The sequence below is a fragment of the Vibrio sinensis genome (assembly GCF_003605645.1).
In the GTDB taxonomy this organism is placed as follows: domain Bacteria; phylum Pseudomonadota; class Gammaproteobacteria; order Enterobacterales; family Vibrionaceae; genus Vibrio; species Vibrio sinensis.
The window spans coordinates 18,798-39,948 of sequence record NZ_QVMU01000019.1 but is presented as its reverse complement, the minus strand read 5'-3'; the positions used below and the strand labels follow the sequence as shown (position 1 = coordinate 39,948).

The following is a 21,151-nucleotide window of genomic DNA, read 5'->3' as shown; positions in this document are numbered from 1 at the left end:
TCTTTATTAAATTAAATTAAATGTGAATGTTTGATTGAATTACATTTGTACGGAATTAAGCAGCAACATCATTGAACTGCCGATTAAAACGGCAAGCATCACGATGGCGAGCATTAAAATTACTTTTGGAAGTATCATGTCGATACGATTTAACCGTTTAACCACTTCGGCTTGGTGATAGAGTGCAGCACGCTCCAACAGGCGAATGACTTGCGCACTTTCTCCCAACACTTCCAGGTTCGATTGGCTGCGTGGTAGCAATAAACCACTGTCAAGCACCTTGCCAAGGTTGTTTTCTGTTAACAGTTTTTCTCGCATCACGTTGATGTGGCCACGCAAATAGGGGGTTCCATTTTTGGCACTCAATTCGAGCGCTTCATTCAAGTTCATCCCTGCACTTGATAGGTTACAGAGTGTACGGAGCAATCCTGCTGCGACACCGATACGGTAGTGGCTGTAAAGCGGTAGATTATCGGCCCATTGACGAGAGCGGCCCGACCAACGCGGCATTGATACCCCCATTGACAGTAATGCCAGAGTTAACCCCACTAATGTCAGCCCCCCAAAGCTTTGCAAGAACGAACGCAAGTCAATAGCAAAGCCTTGTGGCGCGCGTATGGCCGATAAAATCTCACCGGAGACATAAACGCCGAGATAGCCCACGCCCAATACAATGAATAAAGGAAACGTAACAATTTTGAACAGACGCCCTATCACGTTTTGCCCGCCGGATAACTCATTAAGCGCAGCTTCAATGCCCACCTTGCGATTTCCAGCCGATTCCGCACTGGCAATGGTGCTGGCGACGACTGGCGAACACCATTTAGCCAGTACATCTGAAAATGCCAGACCTTTACCGGGTGCCTCTAACCCCTCTCGACCAATCTTTTTGGTGGATTCATCACCGTGCTTAATCAGCAAATCACAAAACTGAGAAACGGTTAAACCATCCTCTTCACACTGCAACCATTGCTCTAGCAGCTCTTTTTGATTTGCCCTGGTAAACAGCAGCGTCTCAATCGCAATAGCCATGTTCCATCTCCTTTTGCATCTGTTGGTAGAGTGATGAGCTTGTTATCGGCATCAACTCATCAACCTGCTCAGCGGCCGATTCAATATCAACGAGACCTTGTTGAATACGGTGCAAGGTGTGTGTGCGAATATCTGGCCAGCCTTTGCTTTCTAAATGCGCTTCCCAACCCAGATAATTTTCCGCCTTGATGAACTCACGGTCATCGTTCTCAAGTGCAATCATTTCAAGCACCATGACGCGTCCCTTTTCTCCTGCATTTGGCCCATGCTTACAGTGTTCACACCCTCCAGGATGTCTCATTCGCACTGAATCTAAATGCTCAGGTAGCAATGCGGTCAATTGCGACAACTTAATGTCATAGGACTGCGAAAAACCATGGCCGTGATAGATGTTTTTGGCCTCGTCAAGAGTGAGAGCACAATGTGGACACAACTTTCGGATTAACTTTTGATGAGTAAAAAGCTGCATTAAACCTGGAGCGGATACGACCGATGCCGGGATATTCAAATGCTCAATGAATATCGCAGGTACACCAACAGCGCTATTGGCGTGCAAGGTTGAAATGGCCAAACCGCCGGTTTCACCTTTACGGGTAAACTCTTTGGTCGCACTTTTACTACGAAGCTCACCAAATGAGGTGATATCGATATCTTGACGAAGTTGCTCAAGAGCATAAAAGGTATAATCTAGGTAAACGCCACCGCCCTCTTTGAGCTCGCGACGTGGCTCAACCAACGTTTTTGTCACAAACTCTTGCTCAAACTCCACCGGATCTTCGAGGGTGTGAACACAACGCGCCACACGGTCAACTGTTTCAAGTAAGGCATATACTAAGGACGATTTACCCGAGCCCATTGGCCCAGTGAGTACAATGATGCCGCTTCGACGCTTCATCTTCTCTTCAAAAAGACGCACGTGGGTTGGCAGTAAATCCATCGCACTGAGTGTTAATGGCTCCCCCAAAGGCGTGATACAACGCAAAACTAGTTTGATACCACGATCAAGAGGCATTAACGCAGCCCGCCATTCCACCGTTTTGTCCTGACCATCTACTTGTAAGGTCAGTTCAAAACGGTCGTTCAGTGGCACACGTTCGCTGTAGTTATGGTTTCCTTTCATTTGAAACGCATACGCAGCAAGGTTAGAGCCCAACTTCCGGGACTGCCTTAATGCACTCGAACCATCGGCAAAGGCCTTAAGCACCACGCGCTTACCATCAACACGAAGCAAGAAACGGCTCTCTTTGCGGCCAACTTCCAAATGAATGTCGGAGGCTTTTGCGTTTACCGCTGATTGACAAAGCGCAGTGAGCTTTCCACTCATTTCGGAGTGGTCTTCTTTACTGCCGTCACTGATCAGTAATTCGCCCGCAATCTCGAGCATCAACTGAACCGTTTCTGTTGATGCCATCACCACCTTGGGCGATTTTCCATACAGTGCGCCGTCTGCAATCGTTGCGCATGATTGCAAATAAGTTTTGATTTCAGCTAATTTGGGTGCAGCCAAATCGTCGGTATGGATAACACCATGACCGTCCACAAATGAGTGTCCGTCATCGATACAAAGCGCTAGTAATGCAGACTCCATGAGCAGCTCATGCTTTTGCATCATAGAGACTCCCCTAGAAGTAAGGTGTGTACACCGCCCTTGCCTTTAAGCGTGACACTCTCTTTGGTGATACTCGTGATCTTGTAACCAGATAAACGACTGCCTACTTCTACACGCTTAAATTGGCCTTGTGAAAATAGACGCGCGGCATATTGCCCCTCTACGGCGGTCCCCGTTATACCTCTTAAGGTAAGAGTTGGTTCAGTGTTCACTGTTGCTGCTTTTGTTGTCACGCTAACAACATTCACTGGTGAATAATCAAGGCCAATCGCTTGATTGACAGCATCTTCTCGCTTGATTTTTTTTGCGTCCCACTCCCGCGCATTCAGCTCTGAAATGGACACTTTCACTTGTGCTATTTCACGCTTCGTCACATTTTGAATATGCTCAGCCATCGCTGTACCTAAAGCCAATGGCTCCAGGTACAAAACTGGAGAGGGCGATGGTTGTTCGATTGTTGATACTGGCATTGGCTCAACTAACGCCGTTACTTGCACATTATTTGTCTCCACAACCAATGCTTCATCGATAGGTAATGTGGGCTGACTATCAATTTGCACGTCACTCACCGATTGTTTTTGTAAATCTGACGTTTTAGGCATAAAGAGATTGCCCACGATCCCAACGACTGCCAAAACTAACGCCCCAATGGCGATACCTTTTTTCTTATCACTCATGAGTTCACTCCATAAAAAGCGAGGTTTAATACCCCTTGCCAGCGGTCATCACTAGCAGGAAGCAAAGAAAAATCTTCAATGGTCATTGGAAGAGGCGCCATTAACGCCTTCAAAACCTCAACATCAAAAAGACCTAAAGATTGATTCAAAGAGAATGAAGTGCGTTGATAAACCGCTTTGTGCTCTTCAAGTGCTTGTACTTCAAACTCCGTCATTGCCAACGTATCAAGCAACGTTTGCTGAGTTGGCTCGACGGGAATAATGCGCTGTGACCAAAAATCGAGATCCTTTTCTATCGGTGTATTCAATATCGCGCCTTCTCGACTAAAAGAGACATACGGTTTGAGTTCCGAATGAAAATCAAGCCATGCGGAAAACAGTTGAACTTGCCCAAATTTCTCTCTCTTGATACTCATTGTCACAACACCATCCTGTACTTTGATTTGGGTTGCTTGCCATTTAGGCGGAAGCAATTCAGCGACTGCCATAACGTTTTGTATCTGATGAAGGGTTCCACTGGCTGAATAACCGCGAGACATCACCGTGTGATACCCAGCCCAAGGGTCAAGGACGACAGGAGACGGCGGCGCAACATCAACCACCGCCACCTCCTGTGGAGGCGCTGGCCACATCAACACAGCCCCTAACCCCAGCGCCGCGACACCACCACCGGCTACCCATGGCAGTACGGATTTTTTCGCCTTTAAGGTGTAAGCGGACAACGCTTCTTGCTCGCTCTCGGTCAGTGGCAAGCACCACTGCCCCTCAATCACCTTATCTTCCTCAGAGACAGCGCAAAGCACCGTCTTTGCCGTCAGAATAGCCACGTTCTCTTTGATATTGAGTGAGTTCTGCAGCCACTGAGCCACAACCTCACCCTCTTCAATCACGACACAATAAAGTTGTGGCGATTCGCTTTTATCTGACAACACATCAAGAACGGCCACCGAGCGCAAATCTACGCCACGCCCCATTAATGCGTCACGCCAGATTTCACTACGAACCACTGCCGGCTCATTGGCGGTGTATAAACAAACACGGCTATCTCGAACAAACGCTCGGCTATACTTTGATGGCCACGCTTTTCTCAGCTTGCGTAAAACAGATTGAGGCTTACCGTGATGCGGTAAACTCACTAATTCGGGGATCGTTTTCATCCGTCGGCTCTCCTCGGTGTGAGGAGTACGAGCGTGTCAACGCGTTGAGTTTTCGCGCTGGTGCCACCTAAGAATGGAATACCCAAAAATGTGCTCTCTTCTGTGTTCGTGTCCATTTGTGATACCGATGCGATAACCATGGTTTGGCCATATTTCAGCTTGTTGGCAAAATTGATTTTTGACTCACGCATCCGTGGGAAGGTTTGAATCTCGCCGGCGACCTCTTCTCGCACCAAAGCTTCGATTTTGGTCAATAACCCTGACGCACGAAGATAAACATGATCACGTTGAACGTTGGGAACCACGATGAAGTCCACTCCTTCGCTGCGTTTTCCTCGCTGCGTTTCTGTCGTTACGACCCCCTCACTGCTGTTACTCTTGGTGTTTTCCACAAACTCAATGGTGTTTTCTTGTGTCACATGATTGGTTTGATGGTTTTGAACCAAAATGCTAATCGGTGTATCGGTGGAGACTTGACCTTGTTTGTTTAACGCATTGATGAGTGCCGTTGTCCCATCCCACTTACCACCACCGGTAAATGCAAAACTTGGATTGGCAGAGTTAGAGATCAAATCTGTCCCAGGGATGAAGAAATTCAAACTGTTGCCACCACCAATATCACGGACAATATTCCAGTCCACGCCGCGGTTGTGTCCAAGATTTGAGCGAAATTCTAAGACTTGAACTTCAATCGCGACTTGGCGTGTCAATGACGCTTTGTTTTCATTGACGAACGCATTCACCTCGTTCATGCGAGATGGCGTAGTGCGAACCACAATGCGGGATAACGCAGGGATCGCACGGACACTACCGACTAAGTCCTCTTTATCTGCTCCAGACGGGCTATCTTCACCTTTTGTTAAATCTGGATCTTGAGCGAGGAGCGCTTTAATGCCCTCAGCAACTTCCGTGAAAACATCAACATCATTGTTTGAGAGGGTGACAAATTGCCCCTCAACTCGGGTCTCCCCCTCCTCGCTATCGCTACTACCACTGCTCTCAGAGGCACCGATTTGGTCATTAATCATGCCCGGAGGTAGTTCCAGTTCGAACGTCTTTGAGACAAACCGCTCTACCTTTACCCGCTCTTCTTCTGCGCTAAAACCAATATTGAGTTGACGTTCAAGCGCGTTGAGCGCCCCTGATAATGCCCCCTCGTAGTTCAATGTCACCGGGACATCCATGGCGATCCCATCGCCATACCAAGGAATAACGCCAACTTGGGAAAGCAAGTCATCCATCATGAGGGATAACGGCACACGTGACTGGGTCACGCTGACACGATGCTTGAGGTAAGAGATGTCCACTGCTTCATCCAGCGGAGTTAACGACACCGGCGGTTGTTCGATGCGCACCACTTTACTGACATCATGAAAACGTGCTCGCTCTTGCTCCATGTTGGCTAAAATTTCGGCCGATTCAGCATTACGTTTATCGTATTCGTTCAAACCCAACGCCTCACACCCCATCATCGCGAGTGCAAGGGCACTGATGATGAAAACCTTTTTGGTGTTCTTTCTCATAATGGTGTTGCCTCACGAATGTAAATGGTGCGATTTGCATCTAGTCGACGCGCTTCAAGAGGGTACTGCTTTAGTAATATGCTCAGTGCGCTACTGATATCCGCTCGACGAGTCACCACTGGATAGTCGGTACTAAAGGCATAGTTAGCCGCATTCCAAGAGTGGGCCTTATCCCAGTTCCAGTCGTATTGTTTCACCGCATTGGTGATCACCTCTTCCAGGGTGTCACCTTGAGTCATAAAGACAGTCACGGCTTGGGTGCGATAAGGGTGCAGCGCTGCCAAGCCTGCAACCGCATTTTCATAGAGCGTTAATCTTGAGAGCTCTGGGGTTTCTTCGGCAAGTTTTGCTACGGCGGTGCGCAATGACCCTTTCACTAAAAATCCGGATGTTGAACGGTTATCCAACGCATCAAGAAACGTTGGTTCTTGAGCTAGGGCGACCCGCTCAAATCCCGCGCCATTAGCCCAGCGAAGGATGGCTTCTCGATAACTCTCCCCTGTAGCGATGGTGAATGTTTTTACATTCATCGCCTGAGATGATGGCGGCGTGACCGATTGACCGTTTGATAAGGTAGATTTAGTGCTGAGTAAGCTCTTTTTATTATTGATTACGGTAACCGGTTGAGTTGAATGTCGAACGGCTGAACTTGAAAACAAGTTATCGTTATCTGCATCCAAAGATTGTGCATCAGTAGCGCGATCAACCTCACTGCGATTCGCTAGTAATGCTTTATTGAGAGTCACAGAGGGTTGAATATCGTCGTATTTCGGCGGAGCCCAGACATAGCCATTTTTCAAACGAAAGCCCACTTCACGCTTTACCACATCCTCTTCCAGTTCAAAGGCTTGTCCACCGAGTACTTGAATCGCGTGACGAAGTGGGATTTGGCCCATGTCCATTTGAGCGATAGGTAGAGGCTGTGCGTACATTTGTGATTCACCATAAGAGGTCGGTGTACGGACACGCATCCCACTTCCGGTCAATAGAAAATCCAAACCATCTTTGACGGTTAAGTTCGCCATTGCTGGCATACGGGCGTCTACCGGCACATCAAGCATGTCAGTTAACTGCGAGGCAGGGCTACGTCTTTCCAATACATAACGGGATGTTTGGATAGGTGTTGCTATTTCAAGTGGCGGAGCGACTCGAAGATTTAATGGTGGTGAGGGGGGTATTGGGGTAGGCGGCTCAGAGCTCGCACAACCGACTAATACACCCATCACAGAGAGCGCGATCATACGCATACAAAAACTCCTTTGATGAATGAGGTTTATCTGCGAACAAGCTAGCAAAGAGAAGCTATAAAAATCTCAATTAGAAATGGGAAAAATAAAATATTTCTATTCAGTATTTATTTTGAAATATGTGATATCCTAACGGTGATTTTGTTGTGTGTTAGTGGTGTGAGCTTAAACGAAAAAGCCGAACTCAATGAGCTAGGCCTGTATTCTTATGATGAATGTTCGCTAATCGTTAATTCATTGCGTATGGGTATTTGTTACAGGCATATTCAAACAATGCCAACTGCGTATCCTGGTCGTACATCATGCGAACCGGCTCTAAAGCTCCGGACACAAATCGACCCATATAATCATTCGCAATGTCTTCTTTACTTCTCGCACTGATGAATTTACCCAGCGACTTTTTATATTCCGTCTTAACTTGTTTAAAGAGCTGACACAATCGCTGACAAACCAAATAACTGATCGTGACATTACTTGCTCCACCGACATAAATCACATCACTGCGGGGATCAAAAATCTCATTCCATAAATAGACATCAACGGTTCCAAATATTTTTGAAATGCGATCCGCCACGTTACCGCCGTACCAATAATAAGCCGTTCGAGAAATCATTAAGCGCTCACTCTCAGCAATATCCATCGGCCTTACTTTTAACTCAAGAACCTGAGTATCCAGAAACTGGACAACCAGAGAGTCCAGTGCTTGAGTAAATTCATACATCTCACTTTTACCACTCAGGCCTTTGAACGCGTTCCCTATTTTTTTCGTTAGACTCTGAACAGATACACTACTGTTTATACATATTTGTTCTGCCAGTAATTGAACTCGAAGATCTTCTGCCTCAATTAATTGATTTAATAACTTATCAATGGAGCATTTCGCATGAGCTGCGCATCGCTGTAGTTGCTCTACTTGTTCTTGATCTAATTGGATCACTGAATTTTGATTCGATATCGTCGGTAAGGCGATAAGAGAGATCGTCTTCGAGGTCGCTTTGTAGATCTCACCTGTTTGCAGGTTCAACTTTAGTCTTGCGTTGATCCAACGATTCAGCTCTTGAGGTAAGATTTGGGGATTATCACGCAGAAAGGCCGCCTTATTACCTCGCGCGGTTCCATAATGCGTTTGAATGTACTCTTCCAACAACATTGCTTGTTCCTTACCGTGAATATCACGAAAGCGTTTATAAACACTTTCGTTTATATCATACTAAGGATAGATATATAGGCCAAAAAGGTGAGAAATGGATGGATACCGTATCTTTGTCAATGCCACTGTTAGCGTAATCAAAAAAACGCGCAATACCCTTGTTGTATTACAAGTATTGCGCGTAAAGCCGACAGGCGTCGGATAATGTTTTTATTATCATCGCATATACTTATCTTTGGTGAGGAGATAGATAAGTTGGCATTATTTTACTTCAAAATGGCTTGTTGTCGCAGCTTGTGATGCTTAAATCGATACTTTGGTTGCAAAAAAGCCCACCTGAACACATGTGGGCTTTCATCTTATCTATAGCAAAAATAAAGATTGATCAAATCAGTCTAAATTATGCACATCCGACTGTGCTTAATCAAAGTATGATGAAATTAATGACACGAGAAGTACGTAGTACAAAATTTATGTTCGACTTCACAATTTAATTTCAACAGACGAAAAAAAAGCCCGCATACAGGAACGGGCAAAAATTCATCACAAGCCTGGTCGTATGTGATTTAGATAGTTGTAAATAGAAACATGGAAGCATTTACAATATGTGGATACTGCCAACAGACAACATCAATCGAAACTGCTGACTTAAGTAATATCTGATTAAATGGTTGACTAAGCGACCGCAATGCACTGGTTATTTGATTCTTATCACAAATACACATGATTTTATTGTGTGTATTTAGTCAGCACGATAAGCGAATTACAAAGTCCCCCGTTTTCTAAAGCGCCGCAGAAGTGCATAAATGTTTAAAGATAGGTTTTCCTCTTTCAAAACTTAATTTTTTTAGTTAAAATTCGGCTATACTTAATTTGACTTATGGCGTATTAATCGTGACACAAACCTTAACTGATAAACTCAGTGCGTTTTTAAGAATGCACTTAACTCGAGATACATTGGAAGATCTCGAAAAAAATATCATATCTCGTTATGGTGATGTTGATTCTTATATTAAAAACAATTTTACACACATCCCTAAACAACGATTAAGACAACAAATGCGTCGTTACAATATTGATGAAGCTTTGTGCATGTCAGGTGGTATCGTTTGTAATACATACCCTAGAGGTGAAAATTACATTGTAATTGACCTTGATAATGTTAAGGTCTCGCATGTGGAAGTAGCTCACAATAAACGGATTCGAGATGCAGCTCATCGTAAGTTACTATCTCAATTGAATACTATTTTAGAGCCGATACAAATAGACTTATTTGATGCAGATAAAAAAACAAATTTTGATAGCAAACTACATGCTGTCATTGTGGTAGCACATCCTGCTGCATCAGAATCATCACAAAGTACACCTAACGATATATTTATAACGATTCCTTTTTCAAACTGGCGTGGATTTCATCTATTTGTCCCTATATCTGAATTTATATTAGGTTATATGAACGAAGAACACCATCAACCAGTATTTGATATGGCTTGGCCAACACTGTTGGTCGAAATCAAAGACGAAGAAGCAAAACAGAGTAATGAGTAAATTATGAGAACTGGAGTTGGTGGTTTTCAACCAGTACGCCTTACCCAAGCGCGAGAATCATTAGGATTAACAAAGGTTGCTTTAGCTACCTTAGTTAATGTTTCAGCCGCAACGGTGACCAATTGGGAAAACGGAAAACAAAGTCCAGAATGCGATAAATTAACCGCATTATCAAACACTTTAAACATGCCTACCCATTGGTTTTTAAAAGAGATACCTTTTGAAAGTTCGACTCCATACTTCTATCGTTCTTTATCTTCAGCAACGAGAGTGGCGAGAGATACAACAAAAATAAAGCTAGATTGGATGGCTGAAGTCACTTCAACATTGGGGCAATGGTTTGAGTGGCCTCAATTACGACTACCAGAAAATACTAAACATTTTATGGCTATGTCAGAAGAAGATATAGAAGTGTTAGCCATTGAATTTCGTCAGTTAGTTGGACTTGGAAATGGACCGATACAAGATGTTGTCTTAGCTGTTGAAAATGCAGGGGTGATTTGTGCAAGAGGCGATGTTGGATACGATAAGATGGACGGTGTCTCACATTGGCATGATCATTTAGAACGACCATTTATATTTTTAGCGAGTGACAAAAATAATGGAGTACGAAGTCGCTTTGATGCAGCACACGAATTAGGGCATGTCATTTTACACAAGCATATTAATAAAAGTGAACACAACTCAACAACTATACAATTAATCGAAAAACAGGCTGATTTTTTTGCAGGAGCGCTACTATTACCATCAGATTCATTTGCTAAAGATTTAAGTAAACCAACACTGGAGACATTTTTGGCATTAAAACGGCGCTGGAAAGTATCAATAGCAGCTATGATATATCGAGCATGGCAACTTGAAATTATCGATGATTTACAAAAATCTAATTTATTCAAAAGACTATCCGTAAAACGATGGCGAATAAGAGAGCCGCTTGATGATGATTTACCAATAGAAGAACCTCGTATTTTACCTCGAGCAGTAAGAATGCTTACTGATCAAGGCGTATGTAGAAAAGAAGATCTTCTGGATAAGTTAGGGTTGTCAGCAGGTCTAAGTACTATGTTATGTAGCCTACCTGAGGGTTTTTTTAGCCCTCATCAACCGACATATGACAATTTGGTAAACTTTAAGGTTCCAACACGAACTAATACTGAGAATGTGCATAAGGCTGATATTATAAACATTAATCAATGGAAATAACATTGACCTCACTGTGTCTATTCTATTTACCCCACCAGGGATGCGCTCCCTGGTGGGGTAATAAAAACTTAACCGCCGTATTGTTCGAAATTCTCCATGATATAGTCTGGACCGACTACATCATGGTAACCCTCTTCGTTTTCTTCATCAGAAAACACCAAGTCATCCCAACACTGCTCCTGGATCGATCCATCCTCATACAAAACATAGCCGCAAAACGCACAGCCACATTCTGCAAAATAATGAGTAAAAACTGACTCAGGAAAACGAGTTGCCAACTCCTCTATAGGTGGAATAGCGGGACTCCAAGCAGTATCAAATTCAAGTTTTACAAACCCATCACTTGATTCGATAACATTAACGTCTACCATCTCCCACTTTGTTCCAAGACGTTCGCAATTATCGTCATAGCCACTTGGGACAAGCGACAACAAATGCCCATTAAACCCATTGATTTGCGACAACAGATTTGGTGGACACAAGCTACTTAACGAAAACGAGCGATGCAACACAGGCTCAGACACATCAAGCTTTGCCCATAGCACATCAAGAGGTAAACGACGAAAGTAGATACCCGACCAATCGTATGCACTGTTCTTCAACAATGGCGAGATCTTCTTTCTGGCTGCGACAGGCAAGTTACCCCAATACCGCTGCTTCAACCCCGTCTGCTCAAACAAAGTCAAAATGACAAGGCAGATTTCAGGCGTTAACTTCGGTTTTTGGTTCAGTAACATCACGAACGCATCAAAAGCGTGGTTCGCTATATTGGATTCACCGATACCGGCGATCAACTCTGGATAGACATCAAAGCGCATTGGTACAGTCGGTTTTAACAAACCACCTACACCGGCTAAAAACATCTTCACAGCCGCTTTGGTTGCATCGTAATGCAGTAGAGTTTGTGGTTCTGTCATCAAACGCTGAACGTCAAGCGCATCAGGACCACTGACATGGATTTGGTTAACACACCAGTTCGGCATAATAATTTCCTTCTTAAAATAAAAAAGGATGCCCCCATACAGGAAGCATCCTGTATGGACGGTGCGCTAGGCGCAATAATGTTGAGTTAAAAACCTTAAATTTGTTTAAGATTTTGTTAATACTTAAACTTGAACGACATAAATAAGAGAGACAATTGACACTGTGTGAATAATCAACATCACAGCTATCGATTTGACCAGGTCAACCTGTACCCTCTTTATATCTCGAGACAACTCTTCGGTTATATATCGAAATGAATCATCAGGTTTACTATCACCCAAAGATTTGTCTTGTAATCGCATCGAATCAAAACCTCACGATTTAGCAAAAGTAATGACAATTGCAAGCAGAGACACGATCATTGACATAATGAGCGCTCCCATTAACCATTTCTCGTTAGAAGTGAACCGAACACGCCGAGAAATTAACTTTTCTCGTTCAAAGTGGTTCAGGTTGCGATCATCATTCATCTGCTTGCAAGCATTAGAGATTTCACGCAAAAGCTGAATTTTCTCTAACTCACGTTCTTCTATGCGCCTTTGTTCGTCACACATAGCTTATCCTATCATCGATATAATCTAGGCAGAAAAAAGCCCCGGTCCAAATGGACAGAGGCTCTTGGTTAATTTAATGTCAGCAGTAATTTATGAGATTAAACCAGATAAAAGCACATCCTTAAAAATTACCGTAACCGCAGCCACAATAATCGTTCCACAAATGGCCCATGTCATACGATCCATTTTGTTTCGGACTTCTTTCAATTCGGTTCGAACATCTTTTACTTCACCACGCACATCAGCAATGTCTTGCTTCAGTTCGGCACGAACTTCCTTTAGCTCATCGCGAACCTGATCAATACGAATGTTAAGATTTGCTTCGAGTGTCTGTAAATTTTCTCGCGTAGCAGCATGCTGCGCAGTATCTAACAAATACATCATCAAATCTTTTTGGGTGAAATTGTCCGAGTTATTACTCATTCCTAACATATCTCTCCTGCCATTTTATATGACTATAACAAAAAAGGCAGAAAACCCCAATCCAACAGGAACGAAGTTCCTGCCGGATTAGGTGTACAAATAATTAAACTAAGACTTCAACTACCTTGTATGAAACATACCCACAACAGATCTCTCGACCCGTTGCTTTGACTATCTCAGCTTGCTCTAAGGCATCCAGAAAACCTGCATACTCATCACAATCTTTGATTATCGTTTCATTAGGCGCCAAACTCTGCTCAGGTAAACAAACCGTTGGCTTGCCAATTGGCATACCAGGGAAGATACCTTGCGCTTCATTCTCTGCACTTTGTTGAGCGATAAGTTGTAGAGCGATTTGGCTATTGCCGTATTGCGCATACTGCACAAAACAATCCACCTTCGCACCGCCAACATTTACCGTTACTGCTTTCATCATCGTTCTCCTCATTAAAAAAGGAGAAACGATGCCCAAGGGATCGAATCCCCTGTGGGTTTATGATTAATTCAATTTCGCAAGCTGAATACGTTGTTCAAGATAAAGCTTAAATCGCACATCCATGATATGTCGTTGAACATGATGAACAACTTGTCTTCCACAATTAGCTGGTAAACCGAGATCTAAAACATTATCAAATAAATCCGCCACTGCTGGTTGATGATACATGACATGTTTGAACTCAGTCCAAAGTACACCAGGGACACATCGTCCTTCGGCTAACCTGTCTTCAACTAAATCCATAAAAGACAACCATTTACCAACCTCATCATTGATGTGTTGGTTGTAGTCATATTTCACATCACAGATAGAACACTCATCCTGCTCACACTCATGGTAGCCACAATGTGAACAATTTAGGGTGTAATGCGCATTCACAGAACCGGTATGACAAGATTCAAAATCACGTCTGATTGCCATTTTGCCACAATCAGGGCACGTTTCTTCGTTTTGCCAACCATCCGTATTAACTTGCGCCAGTACAAACGCGTTGTACTGATGTTGAGTTATCATTTGTTCATTCATCATCATTTCTCCAAATTTACGAATAAAAAAAGAGAAACGATGCCCGCAGGGAATGTTTCCCCATTGGGTCAGAGTTCTTTCGCCCTTAGACGAAAATGCCCAACACGATAAACGTATTGGGCAGTCAGTTATTAAGCGGCTTGGGCTTCTGATTCAGTCTTAAAAACAACCTCATCATTAACCTTCAAGTATTTAAAACGAAGCAATCGACCTTTCAATGAAACGCCAGGCTGCCCCTGTTTTTTTCCAGCTTTATAAGTAAATTGTTCTACGCGCAAATCGCCGATAACAATGCTTGCTGTTACTTTGTCTTTATCTTGCTCAAAATTCGCAAGGTGTTGTTCAAACAGAGCAATAGCTTCTGTCCCAACAACTTTAACGTCAAAGTACGTTTTTTCGTCAGCATCGCCTCGACAAGCTGAAAAATCAGCCGCCCAGAACGGTTCGCCTCTATTCGGTACAACCTTACGTACACGGTTAATAAAACCAAATGCAGAAGTGTGAATATCGAAGTAGTTAGCGTTGTTATTACCAGACATAGTGTTTTCTCCTAACAAGTAATGAAACGAGAAAAACTATTACCCCGTTGGGAAAATAATCTTCCCGTGTGGGTGGTAACAAAGTAAGTTATGTCTACATCATAAGATGGACAAAAGTTGAAAAAGCTTTCCAGTCTCATTGAGACCGCGACACGTCTCAGAAAGCGATTTAAGGGAGGTGTAGTTCCCGTGTGCTTTGTACTATAAGTCAGTACACAACTTTAATCCTATTCAGAATAGCATTTTTCGATCGGCTGTAAAGTGATTTAGATTAAATTTTTTACAGAGGGTCAACTAGCGATCCGCTTGCCGACTTTTGGCGAATAAAAAAGCCGTTGTGATTACAACGGCCTTGTATGATGTTTAATTTTGCGTTTTGAGCGTGTAATATAATATTTAATTTATTGAATTATAAATGTTTTTACTTTTATAAATCGAGCTATGTCTGATTTACTAAGATAGCCTCTTTACACGCAGCACTCATAATACGGGCAAACTCACAAGGAAGCGCATTTCCAATAATTTGGCATACACTATCCACAGTATCAGTAACAAATCTAAAACTGTCAGGAAATGTCTGAAGTCTTGCAGCCTCACGAACAGATATAGTTCTTAATTTTGTAGGATGCCCAAACCGTCCCTTACTCAAAGTAGTACAACCGCCAGTAATAGTTGGAGAAACAGTATCAAAGCTCATCCTGCCATACACATTTGAAAAACCTTTCTGAGAACCTTTATGACAATTTGGCCTCAGTCTATCAGGAATATCAAACCTCGTACCACCAGGCTTGAGATATTTAAGCCGCTCAATATTAACTGGTGATATATATCGTCTAACGTTCCAATTAAATTTTTGGGGTCCCCCCTCCATATACGTATCTTTCAAAAGCACGGGGGCGTCCAGTCCATCAAAAGCTTCTCTAACAGTCATCCAAGCAGGTTTACCTTCTAATGCTTTTTCTGAGTGAGTAGCTTGTGGTATTTTAACTTCAAATTCTAAACCCGCTAACAAAACAAACCGCCTTCTACTCTGAGGCACACCATAGTCCGCAACTTGAAATACACCATAATTAGAAATATACCCGAGCTTATGAATATCATCCAAAAAAGCATCTAATAACGGTTTTCCTTTATCCATCAACCCTGGGACATTTTCAATCATTATTGTTTTGGGCATTAAATCCTTAACGAGCCTACCAACTTCGTTTATCAAACTATTTCTATCATCATTTCTTTTGTACTTTCGAGTAAGAGATGAAAAGCCTTGACATGGTGGACACCCAGCGAGTAAATCTAACTCTCCCTTTAATAGATTGCTTTTATTAAGAATTTCAGAACCAGAGACCAGCCTTATATCATTTTCAAAAACATAAGACGAATCATGGTTAGCTCTAAATGTTTCAGCGGCATCTCTATTATTTTCTACAGCAGATAAAATATTAAAGCCAGCTTGCTTCATTCCTTCGGAAAGACCTCCCCCACCAGAGAATAAATCAATAGAGCTAAACATTTAGTGAACCACCTGTTGTTCTATTAATACGGTCAAATAACTCCCGTAATTGAGGTTTAGACTCTGCCATTTTATTCAAAAGCTCCATTGACTCACTTCCGCCAAACTCAACCGCTTTTTTTATTCGCACATCATCATAAAACTCAGAAACCCCGTACAACATAGATGCGAGTAGTTCAACATAGTCTTTTCTAGATCGCAAGCATACATCCTGCCAAGATAAAACTTGAATATTCGGGTCTCTGTTTTTTTCTTGCCATTGCTTTGGATTTCTTCCTATCAAGTACCCATAAACTTGAGCATCAGGGTAATGATCTTCAAACCAACCTATGTAAGTACGGAGTTGATTCAAATGTGTACGCTCTAAATCCACTAATGGACTTTTGAGTTCAACAAGTATGATACGGCTATCATTAGAATCAGAAAAAATCGTGAAGTCAGGTCTAGTCGCTGAATCTGGATGATCTTTTAGATCCTCAACTGTTGAACCGTGAGCAAGTAACTTCCCTTCGATTGCCGCTTTTTTAGCTACTTCTTTCATAGTTTGATTAGCAAATAATTTTCCTTTATCAGATCCTAAAATCCAAGGAAACTGCTCTAGTAAATTCTGTAGCTGAGGTTCTGTCCCAGTTTTTGTTAATTGTTCTAATTTTGTTAGCGCAAATATTTTTTGTGAAACCATTACAGATAAAGACATAGACTCAGGGACTAAATGCTTATTAATTTCATCTATAGTCTGAATAAATTCATGCTCATCGTCTATATCCTTTACTTTAGTCCATAGAGATTTAATAATAGCTTGACTTGGCGCATGAGTCCAAGCTGATGTCAATTTTTGAATAACTTCATTCTGCAAACTTTCATCTTTCTGAATTATAGGACTCATACTACAGACAATATCAGAAATAGCATTTTGTTCTACTTCCGTCACTCTTAGATCATTAGGTAATTGTTTAATTTTATGTTTGACTCGATTTATATTATTCGTGATTTGATGTTTTTGAAACTGGTTTATCCATTTCGCCGTGAGTTCCGCACCTTTTTGATACATAACTTCGGCATCTTCATTTTCCCAATTAATACTGGTACGGTCAGTAGATACAACATCTTCATCAAGCTCATCAAGCCAATCAGCTTCAATAACACCATACATATATCTTGACCAAATTTCACGACCTTTTAACCCAAATACGAATGGTCTATCTTGAGCGATTTTTCCATGAGCATATACGCCAACGCCAGCTTGGTCTTGAGACCAATCTGCTTTGTCAACAAAACCAACCCAATAGCTAATTTCACGATCAATACCATTAATATTTATAGTTTCGGTTACTAATCCTTCATCTGGTATACGGAAACTAAAAACGGGGAGTGCTTCTCCCTCATTTACTTTTTTTTCGTTAACTAAGACTGAAAAGTCATCTCGCAACAACGTAATGGTGAAACGCTGACCAATTGACTGCTTTAATTGTTCTAGAGGTATAGTTTTTTTAAGAGATAGTGTCTCCATAATAATAGCAGTACCATGACCAAGATCTTTAATGCGGTCAATAAACTTCTCAACCTGACCTGTTTTATCTAAAGATAACGGTAGATCACTCAACTGGACACCATCACAAACTACATTTGGCTCATATAAAATAGGGGTTAACGAATCTGGATTATTAGATGTCGACAACATTCCATTTAAATCTAATTCAATCCAAAAGCACTTTTTCTCTTCTTTCGAAATTGTAATCAACGACAACTTTTGGGCAATCCCAAACGGAGCTAACTTACCAATTCCTTTTCTGCCCATAACACAACGTTGTTTTTTTGTTTGCTTAGATAGGTCCTCTCCAGAACGTTTCTTTTTACCAATAATAAGATAATTACTTTTAAGTTTTTCTTCTGACATACCAAAACCATCATCAATAACGCTTAGATGATCAGCATTAATATCAATCCATACATTTTGAGCATCAGCATCCCAAGAATTAGATATTAGCTCAGCTATAACATTGGTTGGTTTGTTTTGGTATAATTTTAAGCCTAAATGTTCAATGATGTTATGGCTGTATTGAAGTGCAAATTTAGCTGTAACTGACATTAATAAAACCCTTTTAAAAAACTTCGAGTATTTTACTTGCTATGTATATAGAACGCTGAAATCACCACAATAAAATCAGACTAATTTTTGAGTAGATATCACAAACACTCGATTATTATGAGCTTCATCAGCCCCCCAACCTTTAGGAACAAACCTCTCCATTAACTCTTCAAAGCTTTGGATACGGACAACAATTGGAGATAAGTCACTGTCCAACTCATCAAGATCAACATAGTAGACCGAAGCATCTGCAATAGAAAATGCTTCACCCATTCGGTCTAACCAAAAACGTTTACCATCTGAAGTCTGTTGTTCATCACTGATCATGATGTTATTTGATTGCAATAAGTACTGAAAAACTTGTCGAGCAAAACCTGACAAAACAAAACTATGCGGACCTGCGACCTGCCTCCAAACCAGCAATTGAGTGCAATTTTTAATTGGTAAGTAGGCGTTAGGCTCATTTCGGACAATCAATTTAACTTTATAAACTATTTCGGGCACATCACCGCCCGTATAGATAAAGCAAACTGTTTGCATCACACCATCAGCTGTTGGTGTATGGAGCTTCGTCACCAATCGATAACCCGCAGGTACAACAAAACCAGGCAGTATAAATTCCTGCGGCTGACTCGCAAGAAAGAGCGATGTTTCTGTTTTATTAGAAGATGGCATGGTGAGTTTCATATCGAAACCTACTTCAATTAATTGTGGCATGATCTAGTTTAATCCTAAACCGTAGGTATAGAATCCATACTATCGTAGTTAAATGGGATAATAAATAACAAAAACGCGCTAAAAAACCAACTGCTAACGCAGCTGGCTTAGTATAAAACTGTCACCGTATTTTAGGACGAGACATATCCCGTTGACTCTCTCTGCTAACGCATTCTGGTAGCAGTCATACCCATCGGTCATGGATGGCTTTATGTCCCCACTTTTCAACTGCTCTTGATAAACTGCTGAGCAGTATTGAAGACCGCGGTCTGAGTGATGAATGCAAGAGCATCGATATTGACGTGCTCTTATTGCCTTGCGCAGAGCTTTTACAACATCTGTTGCTTTCATCTCATTACTCAACTCATACCCCATGATTTTTCGACTAAATGCGTCTGTTACAAGAGATAAATAATGAACACCTTTATCCGATTGGACGTAGGTGATATCGCTGACCAATACTTCTTCGGGATGACTCGGCTTAAGCTCCTTCAGTAAGTTAGGATGCTTTTGCATCCAGTGTCGGCTATTGGTTGTCTTTGTAAAACTGCGTTTTGGTCGAACAAGAAGTCTCTCATTACGTAAGTAGTCAAAGAGTGCATCCCGACCTAGTTTAATGCCTGCTTTTTCTAGTTTTGGCTTGAGTAAGAAATACAGTTTTCTTGTTCCAATTCGAGGCATATAACGTCGGAGCTCTAAAACCATTTGCTTTACGGGATCGAGCTTAATTTGACGGGCAGTTGCTCGCTTTTCTCTTTGGTAAACACTTTGTCTCGATATGCCACATAAGCGGCAAATTCTAGCTAGGCTGACCCCTTTCTGTTTTTGAAGGCTTCTCGCTCCCTGGCTAGATACTTTTTTCTTAGGCTTGTCCCATGCTCAGCGTCAAGAATATCAACCACTTCATTCAAGAACAGATTTCTTATCCGCTCATCTTCGAGTTCTTTTTCAAGACGTTTAATTTTTTGAGCGGGAGACTCATTAGGCTTGGTAGTCTTATGCATAGCGTTCTTCCTTGGGTTTTGCGTCCAATCCATTTTTCCGTGCTTTCTCAGCCAAGTTAAAACAGTTGAACGACCTTGGATACCATAAATGCCTTGTGCTTGCTTGTAGGTCATTTCGCCTTTTTCTACGGCATCAACAACCTGCAATTTAAAGCCTAGTGTGTAATCACGCTGAGTGCGCTTAACGTAGAGTTTATTTGAAGCAGTCATAATTCGTCCTCAATGTGTAAACACATTTCAGGACGGGACACTTAAGCAAAAAAAGCCCCAACCAAAAGGTCAGGGCTATTTTAATTCAAGCAACACTTCTTGTACTTGTTACCACTCCCGCAAAAACAAGGATCGTTTCTACCCGGTGTTTTATCGGCAACATAAGGTTCATCAATAAGTGCCGCAAACGGATTAAACATGGCATTCCATTTATCATCACCAAGAAAAGATGCCCAATACTGAACCGTCATAATATCAAACGTACCAAAGTCATCTATTCTCTTATCAGCGTTCGAATCAAAAGACCAGCTCTCTATCTCGGAGATTTTCAACATCCCAGGTTCGATGTAATCTTGCTGAGCCAAACCCATAAAAATTGTTTGGAACGAAGAGAGCTTAAAATCAATCAACATCTCTCCTAGCACACCCAACGCATAACAATGTTGTTTTGCGACTAGCGATTCTATCCATAACGAGGCATGAACGGCGAAGTAATCGGTCGTTAGTTCGTCACATATAACCATATGCTTCAAAACTCTCAACATTCCAACTTTAACGTACTCTCCAGCATTCGAACTCAAAAGAATTTTATTTAACGGCCCAGATCTACCACTGGCGACGATAGCAACGATATTTGCCAAATTTTCAGTTAGCGCATCACCTAAAACGGATTCTAGTTGCGAATATGGCGTATCTTCTTGGTCAATAAATCGAAGCAAAGACTCAAAGCAATCCTTTTCTTTGCGGTCTCCTACGAGCAACACCGACCAAAACAAAAAACTCTCTTCTTCATCGGTAAGTGTTTCTTTTCCTACCGCAGCATCAAAAGCAGCATTAACAATGGGAACTAGCTGAGACCAATTCTCTCTAGCCGCAATCAAAGCCTGCTCAGGAAACGTGGTATCATATTGGCTTAGCTTTTTTACTATTTCTTCAATCTGCATATCAATCAAC

General features: G+C 42.0%; 19 protein-coding genes and 1 pseudogene. 2 read left to right on the top strand and 18 right to left on the bottom strand.

Annotated elements, in window-relative coordinates:
- Positions 1–39: 39 nt before the first annotated feature.
- The 7 genes from DZ860_RS16805 to DZ860_RS16775 form a co-directional block, all read right to left on the bottom strand.
- On the bottom strand, positions 40–1,032 hold the full coding sequence (locus DZ860_RS16805; protein WP_120033622.1) for a type II secretion system F family protein: 993 nt from the start codon (positions 1,030–1,032) through the stop codon (positions 40–42).
- Positions 1,016–2,644 carry an ATPase, T2SS/T4P/T4SS family gene (locus tag DZ860_RS16800; RefSeq protein ID WP_120033620.1) on the bottom strand — a complete coding sequence of 543 codons (1,629 nt, stop codon included), beginning with the start codon at positions 2,642–2,644 and terminating at the stop codon, positions 1,016–1,018. The genes DZ860_RS16805 and DZ860_RS16800 overlap by 17 nt, the downstream gene beginning before the upstream one ends.
- A complete protein-coding gene (locus DZ860_RS16795; protein ID WP_120033618.1) occupies positions 2,641–3,318 on the bottom strand; it encodes a hypothetical protein in 678 nt (225 codons plus the stop codon). Before DZ860_RS16795 ends, DZ860_RS16800 begins: the two co-directional genes overlap by 4 nt.
- The gene (locus DZ860_RS16790; protein WP_120033616.1) at positions 3,315–4,475 is read right to left on the bottom strand and encodes a hypothetical protein; all 1,161 of its coding nucleotides are present in this window, start codon (positions 4,473–4,475) and stop codon (positions 3,315–3,317) included. Before DZ860_RS16790 ends, DZ860_RS16795 begins: the two co-directional genes overlap by 4 nt.
- Positions 4,472–5,998: a type II secretion system protein GspD gene (locus DZ860_RS16785; protein ID WP_120033614.1), complete on the bottom strand. Its 1,527-nt coding sequence runs from the start codon at positions 5,996–5,998 to the stop codon at positions 4,472–4,474. The genes DZ860_RS16790 and DZ860_RS16785 overlap by 4 nt, the downstream gene beginning before the upstream one ends.
- The gene (pilL2, locus tag DZ860_RS16780) at positions 5,995–7,245 is read right to left on the bottom strand and encodes a PFGI-1 class ICE element type IV pilus protein PilL2 (RefSeq protein WP_120033612.1); all 1,251 of its coding nucleotides are present in this window, start codon (positions 7,243–7,245) and stop codon (positions 5,995–5,997) included. Before pilL2 ends, DZ860_RS16785 begins: the two co-directional genes overlap by 4 nt.
- Before the next feature lie 229 nt (positions 7,246–7,474).
- On the bottom strand, positions 7,475–8,395 hold the full coding sequence (locus DZ860_RS16775; protein WP_120033610.1) for a hypothetical protein: 921 nt from the start codon (positions 8,393–8,395) through the stop codon (positions 7,475–7,477).
- An 894-nt stretch (positions 8,396–9,289) separates the two neighbouring features.
- Between DZ860_RS16775 and DZ860_RS16770 the strand changes: the two genes are divergently transcribed.
- Both DZ860_RS16770 and DZ860_RS16765 read left to right on the top strand, forming a co-directional pair.
- Positions 9,290–9,943 (top strand): hypothetical protein, encoded by a 654-nt coding sequence (locus DZ860_RS16770; protein ID WP_120033609.1) that lies wholly within the window; start codon positions 9,290–9,292, stop codon positions 9,941–9,943.
- A 3-nt stretch (positions 9,944–9,946) separates the two neighbouring features.
- On the top strand, positions 9,947–11,146 hold the full coding sequence (locus DZ860_RS16765) for a helix-turn-helix domain-containing protein (protein ID WP_120033607.1): 1,200 nt from the start codon (positions 9,947–9,949) through the stop codon (positions 11,144–11,146).
- A 68-nt stretch (positions 11,147–11,214) separates the two neighbouring features.
- Here the strand turns inward: DZ860_RS16765 and DZ860_RS16760 are convergent, their stop codons facing one another.
- From DZ860_RS16760 to DZ860_RS24775, 11 genes and pseudogenes are all read right to left on the bottom strand, one after another.
- Entirely contained in the window at positions 11,215–12,129 is a 915-nt protein-coding gene (locus DZ860_RS16760; RefSeq protein ID WP_120033605.1) for a DUF1281 domain-containing protein, read from the bottom strand.
- 315 nt (positions 12,130–12,444) lie between these two features.
- Entirely contained in the window at positions 12,445–12,684 is a 240-nt protein-coding gene (locus tag DZ860_RS16755; protein WP_120033603.1) for a hypothetical protein, read from the bottom strand.
- Between the two features lie 90 nt (positions 12,685–12,774).
- Positions 12,775–13,107 (bottom strand): hypothetical protein, encoded by a 333-nt coding sequence (locus DZ860_RS16750; protein ID WP_165862923.1) that lies wholly within the window; start codon positions 13,105–13,107, stop codon positions 12,775–12,777.
- 103 nt (positions 13,108–13,210) lie between these two features.
- Positions 13,211–13,543 (bottom strand): hypothetical protein, encoded by a 333-nt coding sequence (locus DZ860_RS16745; protein ID WP_243641875.1) that lies wholly within the window; start codon positions 13,541–13,543, stop codon positions 13,211–13,213.
- A 63-nt stretch (positions 13,544–13,606) separates the two neighbouring features.
- A complete protein-coding gene (locus tag DZ860_RS16740) occupies positions 13,607–14,116 on the bottom strand; it encodes a hypothetical protein (RefSeq protein WP_133305452.1) in 510 nt (169 codons plus the stop codon).
- 143 nt (positions 14,117–14,259) lie between these two features.
- Positions 14,260–14,667, bottom strand: a complete 408-nt coding sequence (locus DZ860_RS16735; protein WP_120033599.1) for a DUF3577 domain-containing protein — start codon at positions 14,665–14,667, stop codon at positions 14,260–14,262.
- 439 nt (positions 14,668–15,106) lie between these two features.
- On the bottom strand, positions 15,107–16,177 hold the full coding sequence (locus DZ860_RS16730) for a DNA cytosine methyltransferase (protein ID WP_120033597.1): 1,071 nt from the start codon (positions 16,175–16,177) through the stop codon (positions 15,107–15,109).
- Complete coding sequence (locus tag DZ860_RS16725) at positions 16,170–18,266, bottom strand: ATP-binding protein (RefSeq protein WP_120033595.1); 2,097 nt, start codon at positions 18,264–18,266, stop codon at positions 16,170–16,172. The genes DZ860_RS16730 and DZ860_RS16725 overlap by 8 nt, the downstream gene beginning before the upstream one ends.
- A gap of 75 nt (positions 18,267–18,341) precedes the next feature.
- Complete coding sequence (locus DZ860_RS16720; RefSeq protein ID WP_120033593.1) at positions 18,342–18,983, bottom strand: hypothetical protein; 642 nt, start codon at positions 18,981–18,983, stop codon at positions 18,342–18,344.
- Positions 18,984–19,127: 144 nt separating this feature from the next.
- Positions 19,128–20,197: pseudogene (locus tag DZ860_RS16715) on the bottom strand (IS3 family transposase); the annotation flags it as partial.
- An 80-nt stretch (positions 20,198–20,277) separates the two neighbouring features.
- The gene (locus DZ860_RS24775; RefSeq protein WP_165862927.1) at positions 20,278–21,141 is read right to left on the bottom strand and encodes a DUF1186 domain-containing protein; all 864 of its coding nucleotides are present in this window, start codon (positions 21,139–21,141) and stop codon (positions 20,278–20,280) included.
- Between the last annotated feature and the right edge of the window lie 10 nt (positions 21,142–21,151).

Excerpts from the sequence above, each read along its gene's own strand:
- pilL2 (WP_120033612.1), bottom strand. The coding sequence starts at position 7,245 with ATGCGTATGATCGCGCTCTCTGTGATGGGTGTATTAGTCGGTTGTGCG.
- DZ860_RS16725 (WP_120033595.1), bottom strand. The coding sequence starts at position 18,266 with ATGTCAGTTACAGCTAAATTTGCACTTCAATACAGCCATAACATCATT.
- DZ860_RS24775 (WP_165862927.1), bottom strand. The coding sequence starts at position 21,141 with ATGCAGATTGAAGAAATAGTAAAAAAGCTAAGCCAATATGATACCACG.
- DZ860_RS16765 (WP_120033607.1), top strand. The coding sequence starts at position 9,947 with ATGAGAACTGGAGTTGGTGGTTTTCAACCAGTACGCCTTACCCAAGCG.
- DZ860_RS16800 (WP_120033620.1), bottom strand. The coding sequence starts at position 2,644 with ATGATGCAAAAGCATGAGCTGCTCATGGAGTCTGCATTACTAGCGCTT.
- DZ860_RS16755 (WP_120033603.1), bottom strand. The coding sequence starts at position 12,684 with ATGTGTGACGAACAAAGGCGCATAGAAGAACGTGAGTTAGAGAAAATT.
- DZ860_RS16730 (WP_120033597.1), bottom strand. The coding sequence starts at position 16,177 with ATGTTTAGCTCTATTGATTTATTCTCTGGTGGGGGAGGTCTTTCCGAA.
- DZ860_RS16720 (WP_120033593.1), bottom strand. The coding sequence starts at position 18,983 with ATGCCACAATTAATTGAAGTAGGTTTCGATATGAAACTCACCATGCCA.
- DZ860_RS16735 (WP_120033599.1), bottom strand. The coding sequence starts at position 14,667 with ATGTCTGGTAATAACAACGCTAACTACTTCGATATTCACACTTCTGCA.
- DZ860_RS16795 (WP_120033618.1), bottom strand. The coding sequence starts at position 3,318 with ATGAGTGATAAGAAAAAAGGTATCGCCATTGGGGCGTTAGTTTTGGCA.
- DZ860_RS16785 (WP_120033614.1), bottom strand. The coding sequence starts at position 5,998 with ATGAGAAAGAACACCAAAAAGGTTTTCATCATCAGTGCCCTTGCACTC.
- DZ860_RS16745 (WP_243641875.1), bottom strand. The coding sequence starts at position 13,543 with ATGATGAAAGCAGTAACGGTAAATGTTGGCGGTGCGAAGGTGGATTGT.
- DZ860_RS16760 (WP_120033605.1), bottom strand. The coding sequence starts at position 12,129 with ATGCCGAACTGGTGTGTTAACCAAATCCATGTCAGTGGTCCTGATGCG.
- DZ860_RS16790 (WP_120033616.1), bottom strand. The coding sequence starts at position 4,475 with ATGAAAACGATCCCCGAATTAGTGAGTTTACCGCATCACGGTAAGCCT.
- DZ860_RS16750 (WP_165862923.1), bottom strand. The coding sequence starts at position 13,107 with ATGAGTAATAACTCGGACAATTTCACCCAAAAAGATTTGATGATGTAT.
- DZ860_RS16775 (WP_120033610.1), bottom strand. The coding sequence starts at position 8,395 with ATGTTGTTGGAAGAGTACATTCAAACGCATTATGGAACCGCGCGAGGT.
- DZ860_RS16740 (WP_133305452.1), bottom strand. The coding sequence starts at position 14,116 with ATGATAACTCAACATCAGTACAACGCGTTTGTACTGGCGCAAGTTAAT.
- DZ860_RS16805 (WP_120033622.1), bottom strand. The coding sequence starts at position 1,032 with ATGGCTATTGCGATTGAGACGCTGCTGTTTACCAGGGCAAATCAAAAA.